Source organism: Desulfobacterales bacterium (assembly GCA_034003325.1).
In the GTDB taxonomy this organism is placed as follows: domain Bacteria; phylum Desulfobacterota; class Desulfobacteria; order Desulfobacterales; family JAFDDL01; genus JAVEYW01.
This window is the reverse complement of the sequence record JAVEYW010000001.1, coordinates 131,743-149,465: the sequence shown is the minus strand read 5'-3', so window position 1 is coordinate 149,465 and position 17,723 is coordinate 131,743. Positions and strand designations below refer to the sequence as shown.

Annotated in this window: 13 protein-coding genes; 10 read left to right on the top strand and 3 right to left on the bottom strand. The window is 51.5% G+C overall.

Annotated elements, in window-relative coordinates:
* Positions 1-56 precede the first annotated feature (56 nt).
* The 3 genes from RBT11_00655 (at position 57) to RBT11_00645 (ending at position 3,362) form a co-directional block, all read left to right on the top strand.
* Positions 57-608 carry a NapC/NirT family cytochrome c gene (locus RBT11_00655; GenBank protein ID MDX9785264.1) on the top strand — a complete coding sequence of 184 codons (552 nt, stop codon included), beginning with the start codon at positions 57-59 and terminating at the stop codon, positions 606-608.
* Positions 609-702: 94 nt separating this feature from the next.
* Positions 703-2,109 carry a multiheme c-type cytochrome gene (locus RBT11_00650; protein MDX9785263.1) on the top strand — a complete coding sequence of 469 codons (1,407 nt, stop codon included), beginning with the start codon at positions 703-705 and terminating at the stop codon, positions 2,107-2,109.
* 233 nt (positions 2,110-2,342) lie between these two features.
* The gene (locus RBT11_00645) at positions 2,343-3,362 is read left to right on the top strand and encodes a hypothetical protein (protein MDX9785262.1); all 1,020 of its coding nucleotides are present in this window, start codon (positions 2,343-2,345) and stop codon (positions 3,360-3,362) included.
* 18 nt (positions 3,363-3,380) lie between these two features.
* Here the strand turns inward: RBT11_00645 and RBT11_00640 are convergent, their stop codons facing one another.
* Together RBT11_00640 and RBT11_00635 are read right to left on the bottom strand one after the other, a co-directional pair.
* A complete protein-coding gene (locus tag RBT11_00640; protein MDX9785261.1) occupies positions 3,381-5,504 on the bottom strand; it encodes a DEAD/DEAH box helicase in 2,124 nt (707 codons plus the stop codon).
* 25 nt (positions 5,505-5,529) lie between these two features.
* Entirely contained in the window at positions 5,530-6,285 is a 756-nt protein-coding gene (locus RBT11_00635) for a carbon monoxide dehydrogenase accessory protein CooC (GenBank protein ID MDX9785260.1), read from the bottom strand.
* A 328-nt stretch (positions 6,286-6,613) separates the two neighbouring features.
* Here RBT11_00635 and RBT11_00630 point away from each other — a divergent pair, with 328 nt between their 5' ends.
* Together RBT11_00630 and RBT11_00625 are read left to right on the top strand one after the other, a co-directional pair.
* The gene (locus tag RBT11_00630; GenBank protein ID MDX9785259.1) at positions 6,614-7,069 is read left to right on the top strand and encodes a transposase; all 456 of its coding nucleotides are present in this window, start codon (positions 6,614-6,616) and stop codon (positions 7,067-7,069) included.
* Between the two features lie 275 nt (positions 7,070-7,344).
* Positions 7,345-9,330: a peptidase U32 family protein gene (locus tag RBT11_00625; protein ID MDX9785258.1), complete on the top strand. Its 1,986-nt coding sequence runs from the start codon at positions 7,345-7,347 to the stop codon at positions 9,328-9,330.
* A 16-nt stretch (positions 9,331-9,346) separates the two neighbouring features.
* Here RBT11_00625 and RBT11_00620 read toward each other — a convergent pair whose 3' ends face one another.
* Positions 9,347-9,772, bottom strand: coding sequence for a hypothetical protein (locus RBT11_00620; GenBank protein MDX9785257.1), 426 nt, complete (start codon positions 9,770-9,772; stop codon positions 9,347-9,349).
* A gap of 456 nt (positions 9,773-10,228) precedes the next feature.
* On the opposite strand from RBT11_00620, the gene eno reads away from it, so the two are divergent.
* The 5 genes from eno (at position 10,229) to RBT11_00595 (ending at position 17,586) form a co-directional block, all read left to right on the top strand.
* The gene (gene eno, locus RBT11_00615; protein ID MDX9785256.1) at positions 10,229-11,506 is read left to right on the top strand and encodes a phosphopyruvate hydratase; all 1,278 of its coding nucleotides are present in this window, start codon (positions 10,229-10,231) and stop codon (positions 11,504-11,506) included.
* A gap of 128 nt (positions 11,507-11,634) precedes the next feature.
* Entirely contained in the window at positions 11,635-13,287 is a 1,653-nt protein-coding gene (locus tag RBT11_00610) for a CTP synthase (GenBank protein MDX9785255.1), read from the top strand.
* 664 nt (positions 13,288-13,951) lie between these two features.
* Positions 13,952-15,148, top strand: coding sequence for a sigma 54-interacting transcriptional regulator (locus RBT11_00605; GenBank protein MDX9785254.1), 1,197 nt, complete (start codon positions 13,952-13,954; stop codon positions 15,146-15,148).
* A 94-nt stretch (positions 15,149-15,242) separates the two neighbouring features.
* Complete coding sequence (locus tag RBT11_00600) at positions 15,243-16,103, top strand: polysaccharide biosynthesis tyrosine autokinase (GenBank protein ID MDX9785253.1); 861 nt, start codon at positions 15,243-15,245, stop codon at positions 16,101-16,103.
* Between the two features lie 151 nt (positions 16,104-16,254).
* Complete coding sequence (locus RBT11_00595; protein MDX9785252.1) at positions 16,255-17,586, top strand: TIGR03013 family PEP-CTERM/XrtA system glycosyltransferase; 1,332 nt, start codon at positions 16,255-16,257, stop codon at positions 17,584-17,586.
* The last annotated feature ends 137 nt before the right edge of the window (positions 17,587-17,723 follow it).

Genomic DNA, 17,723 nt, shown 5'->3' with positions numbered 1-17,723 from the left:
ACCATTTCCCGACGTATTTTTTCTAACCCCCATCAGCACGGCACGGATAAAGACAAATGAAAAGAAGCCTGAAGTCCGTTTTGCTTATCGGTATTGGTATTCTCATTGCTTTCCCGATTTTCAGTATGACCTATTATACGATGGTGCGTACGTCTACCCCGCAGTTTTGCGCGTCATGCCATGAGATTGAGTTTGCTTATAATACCTGGAAAACTTCTACCCATGTCAACAATGCACAGGGATTTGTCGCGGATTGCATGGATTGCCACCTGCCCGTGCCTCACGATACCATCAACTTTTTTTTCAGCAAGACGATTCATGGTATTAAAGATGTCGCCGTGCATTTTTTGCAGGATCAATACGACCATGATAAGAACCGGCAGGCGGCCTATGCGAGCCTGAAAAATGATCAATGCCTGAAATGTCACCGGAACATATTATATATTCCGAACCGTCGGGGGGCGATGCTGGCCCATAAGACTGTGTTGTACCCCCGGCCCGGGTATGAGAAGAAATGTGTCGATTGTCATCGAGACCTTGTACATAATGAAAGTCCCACATACCGGTATAAGCAATACTGGAACAGTTACCGGGCGCAGCGGCTTTGATCCGCCGATAAAATAGAAAATCGGGTTAGGTCGGGTTACCCGTGAAATCAGGGTTTTTTTGATGCTTACCATATCGAAGAAGGGAATGGAAAAAATGAACCGTTGGATTGTAAGGGCGATGATAATCAGCGTCGTGTTTGGCATTTATGCGGCAGTTTCCCTGTTCTCGAATGAAGCGTTGGCGGAGAATTTGCCGAAAGAAAAAGCGTTTCGAATCGAGCGAAGCATGCCCAAGGAGGCCATGGCCTGCATCGCTTGCCATCGCCAGGAACACCCGGGGCTGTTTTCGGACTGGGCCAAGAGCCGTCATGCCAATGCCAATGTGACTTGCCTGGATTGCCATATGGCTGAGTCCTTTGACAAGGATGTCAGCGTTTCCCATTATAAGCAATACGAACGGGCGGACGCGCCTTACGGTACCGCCGAGTACAAGGTGCCGGTGACCGCCGTGGTGACACCGAAGGACTGCTCCCGGTGCCATCCGGATGAAGCCGCCCAATATGCCCGAAGCAAACATGCCAACACCATGGAGATCATCTGGAAAATCGATCCATGGCTGAACCAGGGAATGAACAGTGATTTTGAGCGGGCATCCGGGTGCTATCACTGTCATGGCACCATTTTGAGCATGAAAGACGGGATGCTTGATCCGGAAACATGGCCCAATGTGGGGGTGGGACGAATCAATATGGACGGCAGCAAGGGATCTTGCACAAGTTGCCACACCCGGCACATGTTTTCAGTGATGGAAGCTCGAAAGCCCGAAGCCTGCGGGCAGTGTCACCTGGGGCCGGATCACCCGCAGATAGAAATATTCATGGAATCAAAGCACGGCGATATCTACACGGCCCATGGGGATGACTATAACTGGACCGCCGCAGCCGGCACCTGGACGCCCGGGGTGGATTTCAGAGGCCCCACCTGTGCTTCCTGCCATATGTCGGGCGCGGGTACGGTGTTGACGTCTCATGACGTGACCGAGCGGCTTTCCTGGGAAACTCAGGCGCCCCTGACCATTCGGCCGGAAGAATTCAAGCCCTTTCCGGCCAAAACCAATTGGCAGGTGGAGCGCGATAAAATGAAGGAAGTCTGCATGCAATGCCACGGCAAAACCTGGGTGGATGCGCATTATGTGCAACTGGATAAAACGATTTCGGAATATAACGAGATTTACTACAAGCCGGCCAAACAGATATTTGACGCGCTCAACGAAAAAGGGCTGCTGGATAACACGCGCATGTTTGACGAGGCGCTCGAAGTTGAATTTTATGAGCTTTGGCATCATGAGGGCCGTCGCGCCCGGTTCGGCGCGGCCATGATGGCGCCGGATTATGCCTGGTGGCACGGCTTTTATGAATGTAAAAAACGGTATGTCGGGTTTATGGAAGAAGCAAACGAGCTGATCAAACACAACCAAAAGGCATACAAGGCGGAAGATTTCCCCAATGCCACCGGAAAGACGACCAAGCCGGCCATGCTTTTTCCGGCTAACCAGCAGTAGAATATAACATGCTACACCTCATGAAATGGCCCGCTTGCTGTCGGTTACCATCAAGCGGGCTTTTTTAGGGAGGGCATGGCGTAAGCGTGTTGAGGTTATTTTCTCTCAGGTATTAAACAAAATAAATCAATGAATTTAATATGAAAAGAAAAATTTTGTTTTTATGCCTATCCATTTTATGGATAAGCAACTTTAATTCAGCCTTGGGTTCGATGACTGCGCCGGGGCATCCCTTGGCGGTTGGAGAATTTTTTCCCGATATTTCCCTATCGCCGTTATTCGAAGAGAACGACCGGGCCTATCTGGGTATTGCAAAAGGTCAGTATTTTACGGTCAACGATATTCAGGCGGATTTGGTGTTGGTGGAGATCATGAACGTTCATTGTGCCAGCTGTAAAAAGCAGGCGCCTGTTCTCAATGAGCTATTTGCACTGATAGATGCGGATCAGCAGGTTCGCTCAAAAATTAGAATACTGGCCGTTGCAGTGGGAAACACCGATAAGGAGATAGCCGTATTTAAAAAACGTTTTAAGGTGCCGTTTCCCCTTGTCGGAGATCCAAATTATATGGTTTGGGACGCGACCGGAAGAAGCGGCACGCCACTGAGTATTTATGTGAGGCGAAACCGAGACGCAAAAACTGCCGTAGTGGTCGGATCCCATTTGGGCTTTCAAGCGCAGGCCAAGTTGCTGTTTGACGAAGTTCTCCCCTTGTTGAAAACAGAGCCGTCCGCATTTATCAAAAGCACCGGGATTGACTCAATAGCCAAGACGGAGCCCACCCCCCTTTTTTCCGAACAAAAGATGATGGAACTGATGGTAATGGCTATCTTTAAAACAGGTGTCGCTTTCGATGAGATCAAGAGCGTTGCGTTAGAGGACGGAGGTGCCATTTATATCAGCAACGGGAAAAAAGACGGCAAGCCGGTTCGGTTGTTTATCAAGCCGGTTTATCGATTTTTGCCCTGCGATGCCTGTCATGATGCACAGTTTTTTTATATTTTTCAGAGTGATGGAAAAATTGTGGATTTCGTACCCATCCAATTGACCAAATACGGAAATCAGCCGTTTACGGAAAAAGACACGAACAAGCTTCGCGGTCGGTTTGTCGGAAAGAACATTTCCGACCTGTTTGTGTTTGACCCGGCTGTGGATGCCGTTTCCGCCGCCACAATCACCTCATCGGTCGTGTATAAAGCGTTTAGCGAGGGGAAAGCGTTGTACGAGGAATTAAAAAAACAAGGGCAATACTAGAATACGCCAAATGTCAGCCTATCTAACATCGTCCGTCAAAACCGGTTCTTTTAATAGAAGCGTCACCGCTTCCGCAGCGGCTTGTGCGGTTTCCGGAAAGGCTTGCGTCAGGGTTCGAATGTGGCGCAAATGGTCTGCGGTTCTTAGAATCAGCATGGCCAGGTCCCCTTCCTCCATTTCCGCGGTTGGCGCCAGTTTGTCCCATGGGTAATGACGAGCCCAGGCATACACCGCCGCTGCCGGTTTGATCAGCAACGGGCGGACTGAAAATCCGAGTGCCGTCATTTCCGCAGCCAGCGGCGTAAGCCCCCGCTTGACCGACAGAAACGCGCTAATCAGCTTTTTGGGCAAAAGCGGGCGAATCATTCGATCCTCGGTTTCCCGGTCATACACCAACGCCGCGATGAGCCCCGCCAGCAGGGCAGGATCAGATGCGGGCAACAGGCCCAGTTGAAGGCCCTCGGCAATCAACAATGGCTGATCGACCCGCAGTTGGGACGCCCAGATTCCGTCCTCGGTCAGCATGCCGTTTTCCGTGACATAGCCCTTGTCCGACAACAAACTCAGGTGGCGAAGAAAATCCTGCCACAGAAGGTTTTCCGTGCTGTCCGCGGTTGGCGAAAACCGTGCCTTTCTTCGGCGGCTTTGATAATCGGCAAAGGAGCGGGTCAACAGGTTCCGAATTTCTTCAGGCGTGTGGGAAAGCAGAAGGTTCAGCGTCATGGAGAAGTTAATCCGAATCTGGCTGTCCACATCGGACGGCGGCGAGGCCAGCAGATCGGCGGTGAGGGGAATGTCCAGAAATTTGCTCGGTGCCGCCAGGGCGAACCCGATGTGATCGATGCCGCGCCTGCCCGCCCGCCCGGTCATTTGATGAAACTCCGTGGCGCTCAGCGGCATGAACTCCTTGCCGTTAAACCGGTCCGTATTAAAAAAAACAACCGTTCGGGCCGGAAAGTTCATTCCGGCCGCCACCGTCGAGGTGGCAAAGACCGCATCGAGCAACCCTTGTGTCATGAGATTTTCAACGAGAATTTTCCAGATGGGCAACTGACCGGCATGATGCGCCCCCACGGCCAGGTTTTCCAGATGGCTTCGCTGGCGGTGGTGCGCGATGCGGGGGCTTTGGGCGGCAAACTGCTCGATCACATCGCTGATGGCGAATTTGCGTTCCGGTTCGGGAAGCGGATTTTCCAGGCATTTTTCAAGCGCCGCATCGCAGTCCGCCCGGGATTTGAGAAAAAAAATTGCCGGCAGCAGGTTATATTTGCGCAACACCCGAAGCATGGCGCCAAACGGCGGCAGTTTGCCGCGAGGGGATAGCTGCGGCCGGGGTTTTTCCGTTAAATATTCCCGAACCTTTTTATGAAGCCGCTGTTTTTTTCCCTTGGCGCTTTGACCGAAAAAGGGCAACAGCTCACCGGAAGGGTGGAAAAACAGCGGATACAGCGGAACCGGCCGGTCGTTTGACTGAACGATTTCACACGGTTTTTTCCGGATCGATTGCAGCCAGCCGGCAATCTGATCCGCATTTCCGATGGTGGCCGAGAGCATTAGCAGCGAGATTCTTTGCGGAAGATAGATCATCACCTCTTCCCAGACGACACCGCGCTCTTGATCGCCCAGAAAATGGGCTTCATCGAGAATTACCAGATCCGTACTCAGGGTGGCACCCTGGCTCATGGCATCGTAAAGCTGATTTCTCAGAATTTCCGTTGTGCCGACAATCATGGGAGCGCCCGGGTTTTCTTTTCGATCCCCGGTGAGAATGCCGACATTTTCGGAGCCGAAAATCCGGCTGAATTCAGCATATTTTGAGTTGCTGAGTGCTTTGAGCGGCGAGGCGTACCAGGATTGACCGCCGATCTTGTGAATCCGCTCCATGGCTTTTTGAGCGATCCAGGTTTTCCCGGCTCCCGTGGGCACAGAAACCAGGCAATCGGAACGCTCGATTGCGGCCAGGGCCGCGAGTTGAAATGGATCGGGTTGAAACGGCCGTTGTTCCGGTGTGCCGATCTCAGCGAACACCTTTTTCAGACCGGCATCCGCTGCCGGCTTTAAGGGGTGAGGCGCGGGTGTGTCCGGTGGTTCGTTTCGATAACGGTGGCGGCGCGGATCGCGCTTCTTGATGCCACTTCGCACCCTCGGCGGCCTGTTTTCGTGCGATTTATAATTTGGCAATGATCTCTTTCACGCGCATTTTTGCCGTTGAGTCCACGTCAAACGGTGAAATCCCTTTCACATCTGCCTCGATCAGCGCATCATCATACGGAAGAAAGGCCAAAAATTCAAAATCCGGCAAGCCTGCCCGCAAAAAGGCCTCATCGCTTGCATTTCGAATTTTATTGCCGATCAAAGCGATATTTTTCAGGCCGATATCATCGGCCAGATGGCGAATATGTCCTGCGGTTTCAATGCTTCTGCGACCGGGTTCCACCACGACCAGCAACTTATCGACGGCCCGGGCTGTTCCCCGCCCGAGATGCTCGATGCCGGCTTCCATGTCCATGATAACGACTTCATCCCGGGATAGCACCACATGCGTTACCAACATTTTAAGCAAGGTGCTTTCCGGGCAGATACAGCCCGTGCCGCCTTTTTTAACGCCGCCCAGCCGCATCAATTTAATGTTACCGAGCCGTGCGGACAGGGCATCCGGCAAATCGTCCACCTTGGGGTTTAATTTGAAAAACCCGCCGATGCTGCCGGGTTGCGCCTCGGTTCGCTCATAAATAAGCTCTTTCATTTCGGATATGGGGGTGATGGCCTCGGCATTTTTGATGCCTACGGCCGCGGCCAGATTGGCGTCCGGGTCCGCATCGATCGCCAGCACATGTTTGCCCGCCTCATCGAGGGTTCGTATGAGTAAGGAGGAAAACGTCGTTTTCCCGACGCCGCCTTTTCCGCTGATGGCTATTTTCATTTAAATTCCCTTTCGCTAAAGAATATGGGCGAAACCGCCGTGCTACCATAGCACAGGTTTGGTTTCCGTAAAACATTGGTTATGGTATTGGAAAATATAATGGTCTATAACAGCCTTGTCGAGCCGGGCGCGTGGAGAAATAAATCGTACGCTGAATTCAACGACGGATAGGCCTGTAACCCGGCCGGGACGATGAACAGGGCCTCATGCCCCAACGGGGCTATGTAACATAGCCCAGGGTTGCGGCGAAGCCGCTACCCTGGGAAACGAGATATGAACCGGTTTGTCAACAACCCCAACGGGGTTGTGTCGGTGGAAGGACGTTGATATGCCGCAGTTGTTGTCCGCCGTTCATATTCATTTGGTGTTTTCAACGAAAGGCCGCGAGCCGTTCTTGCGGAATGCGCAAGTGCGGAAGGAAATGCATGCGTATTTGGGTGGGATTTCGAAGGAACTGGATAGTCCACCGGTTATCGTGGGGGGCACGGAAGATCATGTACATCTCTTGTGCCGGTTGGCCAGAACCCTTTCACAAGCCGATTGGGTAAAAGAAATCAAACGGGTGTCAAGCATCTGGATTAAACAAAGAGAGCCAGCATTGGCGGATTTCGCGTGGCAGGGAGGATATGGCGCGTTTTCAGTCAGCCCATCAGCCATGGACCCTACACGCGCATACATATCCAACCAGCGGGAACATCATAAAAAGCGAACATTTCAGGAGGAATATGGCGCACTTCTCCGTAAAAACGGTTTGCAATGGGATGAACGGTTTATCTGGGACTGACACAACCCCCGTTGGGGTTGATGGTTAATTGGTTGGTTCATCGTTTCCCCAGGGTAGCGGCTTTGCCGCAACCCTGGGCTAGTTGACAGAGCCCCCTCGGGGCAGGGGGGTAAAGCCGGGATTGTCCATAACAAATAGAATTTTAATGTGATTTATATCATGACAAAATCACAGTGGGCGGTTCGGTCCCGGGAATTGATTCGAAATCGGCGGCAGGGTATTCAAAATAATTTTGTCTTTTTCACCCAAAAAGAAGAGAACACAGAATAAAAATCATGGCGCAACATCAGATTCAACCGGCTGTCCCCCTGATTCTGGCGCCGGCGGGCAACAGACCGGCCTTTCTGGCGGCCATTGCAGCCGGCGCGGATGCCGTTTATTGCGGCCTCAAAGAGCTGAGCGCCCGCATGGGAGCGGTCAATTTCACGCTGGAAGAACTGGCGGCGCTGGCGGGGCTGGCCCGTGATAACGGGGTAAAGGTCCATGTCACCCTCAACAGCATGCTGCGCCCCACGGAAATAGCGGCAGCCGGTAATCTGGTGGCGCGTTTAAGTCACCATGTGCGGCCGGATGCGTTGATTATTCAGGATCTGGCGTTTGTGCCGCTGGCCCGTCAGGCGGGGTTTAAGGGGCAGTTGCACCTGTCCACACTGGCCAATGTCAGCTTCGGCCGTGCACTGGCGATGGTTCACCGGCAACTCGGTGTGGACCGGGTCGTGTTGCCGCGTGAACTCAACATCGATGAAATAAAAGCCATGGCGGCAGCCTGCCCGGACGGACTCGGGCTGGAGCTTTTTGTCCACGGGGCGCTTTGTTTCGGTGTTTCCGGCCGATGCTACTGGAGCAGTTATATGGGGGGGAAGAGCGGGCTTCGCGGCCGCTGCGTGCAGCCCTGCCGAAGACGCTACACAGTGGCAGGGGGGCAGCAGTCCGGCCGTTATTTTTCCTGCCAGGATCTGAGTCTCGATGTGCTTGGCAAGGTGCTCTTGTCGATTCCGCAACTTCATGCCTGGAAAATTGAAGGCCGACGCAAGGGTCCCCACTATGTTTATTATACGGTTCAGGCTTACCGGATGATTCGCGATGAGGGGCAGAATCCGCAGGCCAGAAAAGCGGCCCTGGAATTGCTGGACCAAGCCCTGGGCCGGCCGGGCACGCACTATAATTTTTTGCCGCAGCGGCCGCAGAGTCCGGTGGACGCCGATAAACAGACCGGGTCCGGCATGCTGATCGGAAAATGCCAGGGGCCTCGCAATAGCCCGTATATCATTCCCCGGGAACCCCTTTTTGCAGGGGATCTGCTGCGAACGGGGTATGAGGATGATCCGTGGCATAGTCTCCATAAGGTGAAACAATCCGTTCCCAAACGGGGTCGTTATTATCTGAAAGTCGCACCCGGAAAGGGGCCGGAAACCGGAACGCCGGTGTTCCTCGTGGATCGGCTGGAACACGCTTTGGCGGAAAAGATCAAGGCGCTGGAAAGCGAACTACCGCCGGTGGCATTGCCGATCGATTTGCCTGAAAAACGGTTTTCATCCGCCGAACGACGAAGAAAACGACACGAAGTAAGAGAGATGATGGTTTTTCGGCAGCCCGGCCCGGCCCCGGTGAATACCCTGATCGGGGCATGGTTGTCTGCTGAGGCGATTGAGGCGGTTCGAAAAGATCAAAGAGTCGATGTGTTCTGGTGGTTGCCGCCGGTGGTGTGGCCTGCCCATGAAGAGGCGCTCATTCAATTGATCGACCGGGTGATTCGCGATGGCGCTCGTCATTTTGTACTGAATGCGCCCTGGCAGATCGCGTTTTTCAGCCCGGCCGCTCAATACGATTTTTGGGCCGGCCCCTTTTGCAACGTATCCAATCCGCCGGGAATCGATCTTTTAAGGTCAATGGGGTTTTCCGGTGTCCTGGTGACCCCGGAGCTGGGTGAAAAAGAGCTGTTGCTGCTTCCGGAACACAGTTCTCTTTCCATCGGTATGGTTATATCCGGGCATTGGCCGCTGTGTGTTTCCAGAGGCGTTTCCAATGCGTTTCACTATGGCAGCGCTTATGTCAGCCCGAAGGGCGAGCAGGCCTGGGTTCAACGCCACGGGCCGGACAACTGGGTGTTTCCCAACTGGAAAATCGATTTGAGCGAAAAGAAGGGCCGGCTCAAACAGGCGGGTTTCGAGATGTTCGTTCATTTGCAGGAACCGGTGCCAACGGGCATATCTCTCAAGCAGCGGCCCGGTCTGTGGAACTGGGAGGTGGGGCTGCAATGAGTCCCGTAAGGCCATTCTATCTTTTTTTCTTTTCCAGGTTTTCCTTTAATTGTTTTTCAAGATCCGCGAAAAGGCTTTTTTTCTTTTCCTCTTGCTGGGTTTTGAAGGATTCGACTTTTTCAAAGATGCCTTTTCTGGAAGTTTGAAAGGCCGCCAGATCTTTGGCTAGATCGCTTTCCTTTTTCCCCTTTGGTATCGCTTCGATTTTTAAGTGATCACCAATATAGATGCGCGTTCCGAAAGCGCCTTCAACAATGTCAATAATGCCCAGCGCCTTCATTCTTCGGCAAACCAGGTACCCCTGCTCCGGGGTGAAGCGCAGCATCTCACAGACCTGCTCAACGGACGGTGGTACTCCCTGCTGATATTCGAGCACTCTGGCTGCTGAGACGACCAGATGGGCACTGGCATATATATTTCCAATAATTTCGTTGTGTTGCATGCTTAATAATTCCATTTCGGGTTGTTTTTTTCCCCGAGCGCCGGCGGGATAAAAAAATGTATCGTCCCATGCAGTGGCCTTTTAACCGGTTGATTTCGGCATATATATACCCCATTGCGTGTCTTGACAAGGGCGCCTGATAGGGGTTAGTAACATGCATTAACCGTTTGTCAAGAGGACGAAGCACCGACTGCAGGGCAATCGCATGTAGAAATGAACAGCTAGGAGCGAAAGCCTTGAGGGGGATCGGATGGAAGCTGCGGCACTGTTTGAACGCGTTCCGCGTGAGTTTGCCGCAGCTGGAATCCGATTTTTCTCAAGGCTGAAGCGGGCTATGGGTTATATGCGATTGCCCTGGCACCGACTACCACCGCATTTGTTAACACTTCGCCCGGGCATTTTAACCGCCCAACAATAAGCAGTATAATTTTTTTGAGAAAGAATAGGGAGGCGTGTATGACCGAGATAATCAATGTGCTCGCAAGAGAAGTTTTGGATTCAAGAGGCAACCCCACCGTGGAAGTGGATGTGATGCTTGCCTGTGGGGCGGTGGGGCGCGCGGCGGTTCCCTCCGGAGCCTCCACCGGTACGCGAGAGGCGCTTGAGCTCAGGGATAATCAATCGGATCGGTTCGGTGGAAAGGGCGTTACCAAAGCGGTTGAAAATGTAATTCACAGTATTTTGCCTGCGGTTCAGGGCATGGATGCCGCTGCTCAGGTGGAACTGGATCGGCGAATGATCGAGCTGGATGGGACTCCCAACAAATCCAAGCTGGGCGCCAATGCGATATTGGGTGTTTCGATGGGGGCTGCCCGGGCCGCGGCGCTTGCTTACGGCATTCCGCTCTACCGGCACCTCGGGGGAATCAATGCGCGATACTTACCGGTTCCCATGATGAATATTCTCAATGGCGGCGCCCATGCCGCCAACAACCTTGATATTCAAGAATTTATGATCATTCCGTTTTCTGCCGCCTCCATTCGATCGGCCGTGCGCATGGGCGCGGAAACCTTTCATAGTTTGAAAAAAATCCTGAATGGAAAAGGGTTAAGTACGGCGGTAGGGGATGAAGGCGGATTCGCGCCGAATCTGGAATCCAATGAAGCGGCCATTCAACTGATCATGCAGGCGATCGAGACGGCCGGATACCGTCCTGGTAAGGACATCGGTCTTGCGTTGGATTGTGCGGCCAGCGAGTTTTTCGTGGACGATGCCTACCATTTGAAATCCGAGGGAAGGACGTTATCCGCTGCGGAGATGATCGATTATTATGCGCAACTGGTGGACAAATACCCCATCTTTTCAATCGAGGACGGACTGGCCGAAAATGATTGGGATAATTGGGAGATCATGACGGATCGGCTCGGCGGCTCTGTCCAACTGGTGGGGGATGATGTTTTTGTCACGAATCCGGAGATCTTCAAGAAGGGAATTGACCAGGGCGTTGCTAATGCCATTTTGATCAAGCTCAACCAGATCGGCACGGTGACGGAAACCCTTGATGCGATTGAAATGGCCAAACAGGCCGGTTATACGACCGTTATTTCTCATCGATCGGGTGAAACCGAAGACAGTTTTATCGCGGACCTGGCCGTCGGCGTCAACGGCGGGCAGATCAAAACCGGCTCCATGTCCCGATCCGATCGGGTGGCAAAATATAACCAGTTGATTCGAATCGAAGAAGATCTGGGACAGGCGGCCCGTTTTTCGGATAATATCTTCGTTCCGGAGTGATTGCGCGAGTTGGGGCGACCCGCCGGTCGCCCTTAAACGAGATTCAAAAAACAATTGAGGATGTTAAAAAGCGATATCAATAAAGGCGACTCGGATTGACCGAAACCGAACAGAACGAAGGGTGGAAAATGAATAAAAACACCAAGTACATCTTTGTGACCGGCGGCGTCCTCTCTTCGCTCGGCAAAGGGTTGGCGTCCGCTTCTATCGGTGCGTTGCTGGAGTGCCGCGGGTTGAGCGTAACCATTCAGAAGTTGGATCCCTATATCAATGTGGATCCCGGAACCATGAATCCCTTTCAGCACGGTGAGGTGTTCGTAACGGAAGATGGCGCAGAAACGGATCTGGATCTTGGTCATTACGAGCGCTTTACCCATGCCAAGCTGGGGCGGGGCAACAATTTCACCACCGGCAAGATCTATGATGCCGTCATTAGCAAGGAGCGCCGCGGGGAATATCTGGGGGGAACCGTTCAGGTCATTCCACATATTACGGATGAAATCAAACGGTGTATTCGGTTGGCCGGCAAGGACGTTGATGTTCTGATCGTGGAGATCGGCGGAACGATCGGTGATATCGAAAGTCTGCCGTTTCTCGAGGCGATTCGGCAATTCAAGGCTGAAGCGGGAAAGGACAATGTGGTTTATATTCACTTGACCCTGGTGCCGTATATTGCAACGGCCGGTGAGGTAAAGACCAAACCGACCCAGCACAGTGTCAAAGAGCTTCGCGGTATCGGCATTCAGCCGGACATTTTGCTGTGCCGGACGGATCGGTATCTTACCAAAGAGATCAAACGCAAGATCGCCCTGTTTTGTAACGTCGAAGAAGATGCGGTGATCACGGCCAAGGACGTGGAGTGTATCTATGAGGTGCCGATTGTCTTTCACAAGGAAGGGCTGGACGACAAGATCGTGGAGTTGCTTCATATCTGGACCAGAGCGCCGAGATTGACGCCGTGGGAGGCACTGCTTGAAAATATACTGAATCCAAAGGCCGAGGTGACGATTGCCATTGTCGGAAAATACGTGGACCTGACGGAATCTTACAAAAGCCTTAACGAAGCCCTTGCCCATGGCGGGCTTCCGAATAAATGCCGGGTACGATTGACCTTTGTGGATTCGGAAAAGGTCACGAAAGAAAATTGCGCCGAATTGCTGGCGGGAGCGGACGGCGTGCTGGTGCCAGGCGGGTTCGGTTCAAGGGGGATCGAGGGAAAGATCTGCGCGGTTCAGTATGCCCGTGAAGAAAAGATTCCCTTTTTCGGTATTTGTCTTGGCATGCATATCGCCGTGATTGAGTTTGCAAGGCATATCGCTGGAATGGCCGGCGCGCATAGCGCCGAATTCGATGAGAACTCTCCCTTTCCCGTTATTTATCTGATGATGGAATGGTTTGATGAAAAAACTGGCACCCTGCAAAAAAGACACGCCAATTCCGACAAAGGCGGCACCATGCGCCTGGGCGCTTACCCCTGCCGGCTGGTACTGGGCTCTTTGGCTGAAAAAGCGTATGGCATGCCCAATATTTCAGAGCGTCATCGCCATCGGTACGAATTCAACAACGAATTCAGGGAGCGACTTGAGCAAAACGGGTTGACGGTAAGCGGCACCTCACCCAGCGGAGATCTGGTTGAGATTATCGAACTATCGGATCATCCCTGGTTTCTCGGGTGCCAATTCCATCCCGAGTTCAAGTCCCGCCCGATGGATCCACACCCGCTTTTTACCTCATATATTAAAGCCTGTTTGGCGTATGCCCAACGCCGAAAAGAAGCATAGGGCGGCGCTTACCTAATCGAGACGCCTGCAGAGGGTTTTCGAGTGCTTTGGCACGCGGAGACCCTTTTCCATTTGCCATCCGCCTGATTTCGCATTCGGGGGTTTTTTGCAACGGATGACAAATTGTGTCACCGGCTTGCCAATAAATGTAATAAAATGCCACAGGTGTGTGAAAAAGATTACCATATACGCCCCAGTGGGAATAGGAATTTATTTACCCACAAAATGATCCTGTATGGAAAACAATCCCAGATGGAGATCGAATTAATTGTATGAATTTATGTTAAAAAAATAGCAAAAGCCCTATTCGGATGGGTTATTCCTGAACAGTCGTGCCGATCTTCGTTCGACAAGGCGGCATGCAGTTTGCATTCGAATGCAGGGTATCCTTTTCGGTTGATCATAAATGAAGCTGTTACTTGCTACCGCCTAGTTGATTAAAATGAAACCAACGATAAAACCGCATACAATTGTAGTGTTAGAGCCCAATGACGCGCGGCGGAATTATCTTCGGTCGCTCGTTACGGGATGGGGGGATACGGGGGTATGTTTTGAAAAAGAAACCATATGTTTGGATAATTTAGCGCTGCTAAAGCCCCGTGTGTTTATTATAGGGCATTTGAATACTGAGAGAACAACGCGGCTCCTGTACGCTGTGAAGCTGATGGATTTTAAACTTCCGGTGCTGGTGTTAACAGGGGAGGCTGAAATTTTGACACTGATCAGTGTCAACGGTTTTGAAAACACAAGGGGCCTTTCCCCTGCAGCGACCGCCGAAGACATTAAAGATGCGGTTGAAAATTTTAAGCATCTTGAAAGAGAAGCCCCTGATCCTCAAGGCGCTTGGCATTGGCCGATGATTATCGGCAGTGACCCTGACATTGTTAAAATAAAAAAGTCTATTTTCGAGATCGCCCGTTCGGGTGAGGCCCTTCTTATTCAGGGCGAGCGGGGCTCGGGAAAGGATTTGGTTGCGCGCGCGGTTCATTTCTGGTCTAACCGGAGCGAGGATGAGTTTATAAAGGTTGACAGCGGAGCGGTCACTCAGGATATTTTCCAGAACGATCTTTTGAAATGGTTTGAAATCCGATCGGCGTTTGATGAGAAGGTTGGGGCCGGGCAGGCCGAGGTATATACCGGAAGAACCATATTTTTTGATGAGATCGGCCAACTGGCCGCTGATCTTCAGGGCGCCTTGCTTCGCCTGTTTGAGGCGTTGGAAGGGGAGTTGACCAGCCGCCTGTTACCTCCCGCAACGATGCGAATCATTGCTTCAACCAGTGATGATCTGATTAGCCTTACAGAAACGGGTCGATTTCGAAAGGATCTTTTTTACCGGTTGAATGTATTTATGATCGAAATTCCGCCGCTTCGTGAACGACGCGGAGACATACCGGTCCTGGTTGATTTTTTTACCGATAAATATTGCCGGGAAATCGGCAAAGGGCACTATGAGGTCCCCCGAAAAGCACGGGCGCTTTATGCTGAATATGACTGGCCCGGAAATGTACGGGAGATTGAGACCGTGGTAAAACGTTCCGTCATCGTCGGGGATGAGGGCGGTTTTATCGAATCTCTTTGCCGATGTATTCAGGGCGGCAAACAACCGTTTTGCACTGCCGGGCGAAACGAAGGGGTTCCGCGGCGTTTCGATACGACGGAATTAAGATCCTACATGAAGGACTTAACGCAAATTTCATTAAAAGAAATTTGCAGAGAGTTTATTATGCGAGCGGAAAAACGAGCGATGAAACAAGCCCTCGATCAAACGCGCTGGAACCGGAAAAAAGCGGCCGGATTGCTGAATATTAGCTATAAGTCCCTTCTTAATAAAATGAAATGTTATGATTTGACGGTTTGAGGTGGTGAGTAGGGAGCTTAGAGCGGAGAGCATAGAGCATAGAGATTGGAGCGGTTAGGGATGTGGTTATGCATGCATATTTAGGGGAGCCTTTATGGGAAAAGTATTTGATGCGTTGAGTAAATCCAACAAGGAAGCGGTTATTATAACTGAAGGGCCGGGGCCTCCGGAAGCAAGGCCGGTTGTTGCGCCGCGGCCGAGCGCCGGGGACGCGCCCATCGATTTGGGAAAGCCTTTATATAAGCAAAATCATATTGATGCGAACCTGGTGGTGCTGAATGATCCGCAATCTTTTGAAGCCGAACAGTTTAAAATATTGCGCACCAATCTCTTGTTTCCGGTTTCCGGGGTTCCTCCTAAAACCATATTGGTGACCAGTGCCGTTCCCGGTGAAGGCAAATCGTTTGTATCCGCGAATTTGGCGATCAGCATTGCGCAAAATATTGAAGAACACGTATTGCTGATGGATTGCGATATTCGCCTGCCATGCCTGCATCGACGTTTCGGCTTCGACAGTGTGCCCGGGCTGAGTGAATATCTTTCCGGGAAAATACCGCTTTCATCCGTCATCCTGAAGACTCAAATTGCAAAACTGAGTCTGTTGCCCGGCGGCACCCCGCCGCACAATCCCTCGGAGCTGCTTTCATCGGAATCCATGGCGGAGCTGGTTGAAGAGGTCAAACACCGCTATGCGGACCGATACATTATCATTGATTCCCCGCCGCCCAATTATACCGCTGAAACCGCAGCGCTCGCCCGCCAGATTGACGGTATTGTTCTGGTTGTCAATTCGGGAAAAACACCCCGGGGATTGGTAGAGGATCTCGTGAATTCGCTCGGAAAGGAAAAGATTCTCGGCGTTGTGATGAACCGGTTCGATTTCCGGGGTTCAAGATACTATGGATATGGAAAATACGGAAAGTACGGGTCTTACGGCACCTATGGGATTCGTTAAAATCAAAAATTTTTAATGTTGAATACTGAAGTTTGATTGAAGGCGTTCGACCATTTAAAATTATTGCATGAAATCAACCGTTATGATGCTCAGATTGTTCAAACAATACTACCCCATCAGAAACATATTTTTCATTTTCGGGGAGTTTATTATGATATACGGGTCGGTCTTGCTGGCCGCCCGAATCATGCCCTTGCCGGATTCAAGTGAATTGACGATGTGGGTTTGTTTGAAGGCGTTGTTGATTGCAATCATATGTCAGATTTGCCTTTTCTACAATGATCTTTACGATTTGACGGTTATAGACAGTTTTTCCGAGCTTGGCATACGACTGCTGCAGGCGTTGGGGGCGGCATCAATATTTCTCGCGCTCATCTATTTGGTGTTGCCGACCGCCATCATCGGCAAAGGCATATTTGCCGTCAGTGTCGTTTTTGCTCTTTTTCTAGTGGTCTTCTGGCGGTTTTGCTATACCCTGATGCTTAACCGCGGCATGCTCGATCAAAAGATCATCCTTCTGGGATGCAGTGAACTTGGCGTCAACATTATCTATGAAATCGAAGCAAAAAAAGATTGCGGCTACAAGGTGGGCGCTGTCGTCAGGGGGCGTCATCGGGATATGGAAAGCCACCAGGCAATTCCCCCCGGCCTGATGGTAAAGGATGACTATGATGGCCTGAGCGAACTGGCCAAGGAACTCGGAATTCAAAAAATTGTGGTCGCACTTCAGGAAAGGCGGGGCTCTTTTCCGACCCGAGAACTGCTTAAATGCCGGGTGAATGGAATAGAAGTAATTGAGGGGAACTCGTTCTACGAAATGCTGACCGGAAAGCTTATTGTGGAGCAAATTAACCCGACCTGGCTGATTTTTTCGGACGGATTCAAAAAAAGCTGGGGGCGTCGGACGTTTAAGCGAATAACGGATATTTTGTTTTCTCTGACCCTTCTCATTCCGTGTTTGCCGGTGATTTTAATTGTGACCTTGCTGATAAAAATTGATTCCAGGGGGCCGGTATTTTTTTCTCAAGAAAGAATCGGAAGAAACCGAAAACCTTATATGGTGCACAAATTCCGATCCATGGTGGCGGATGCGGAAAAACTAAGCGGACCGGTGTGGGCGCAGTCGGAAGATGATCGCGTTACCCGGGTCGGCCGTTTTATTCGTAAATGGCGAATCGATGAGCTTCCTCAGCTCTGGAATGTGCTTGTCGGTGAGATGAGTTTTGTGGGGCCCAGGCCGGAGCGGGAATTTTTCATTAAAAAACTCGAAGACAGTATTCCCTATTATGGGGAGCGGTTTTCAGTCAAACCGGGTGTCACGGGATGGGCCCAGGTCAGCTATGGATACGGTGCTTCCATAGAAGACGCCATCGAAAAGCTGAACTATGATTTGTTTTACATTAAAAATATGTCCGTTTTTATGGATATTATGATTGTTTTGAAAACGATAAAGACCGTGCTTTTCGGCAAAGGGGCGAGGTAGGCGCGTTTGTCGGGGTCCTAAGATCAAGGAAATGAGGACTGATGCCTTAGACTCTCTATCTGAAACATGCACGAAAAACGGCATCATCAGGAGGGGCGTAGGTCGCCAGGCGGACCAGTTTCCCAGCTGCCAAGCCG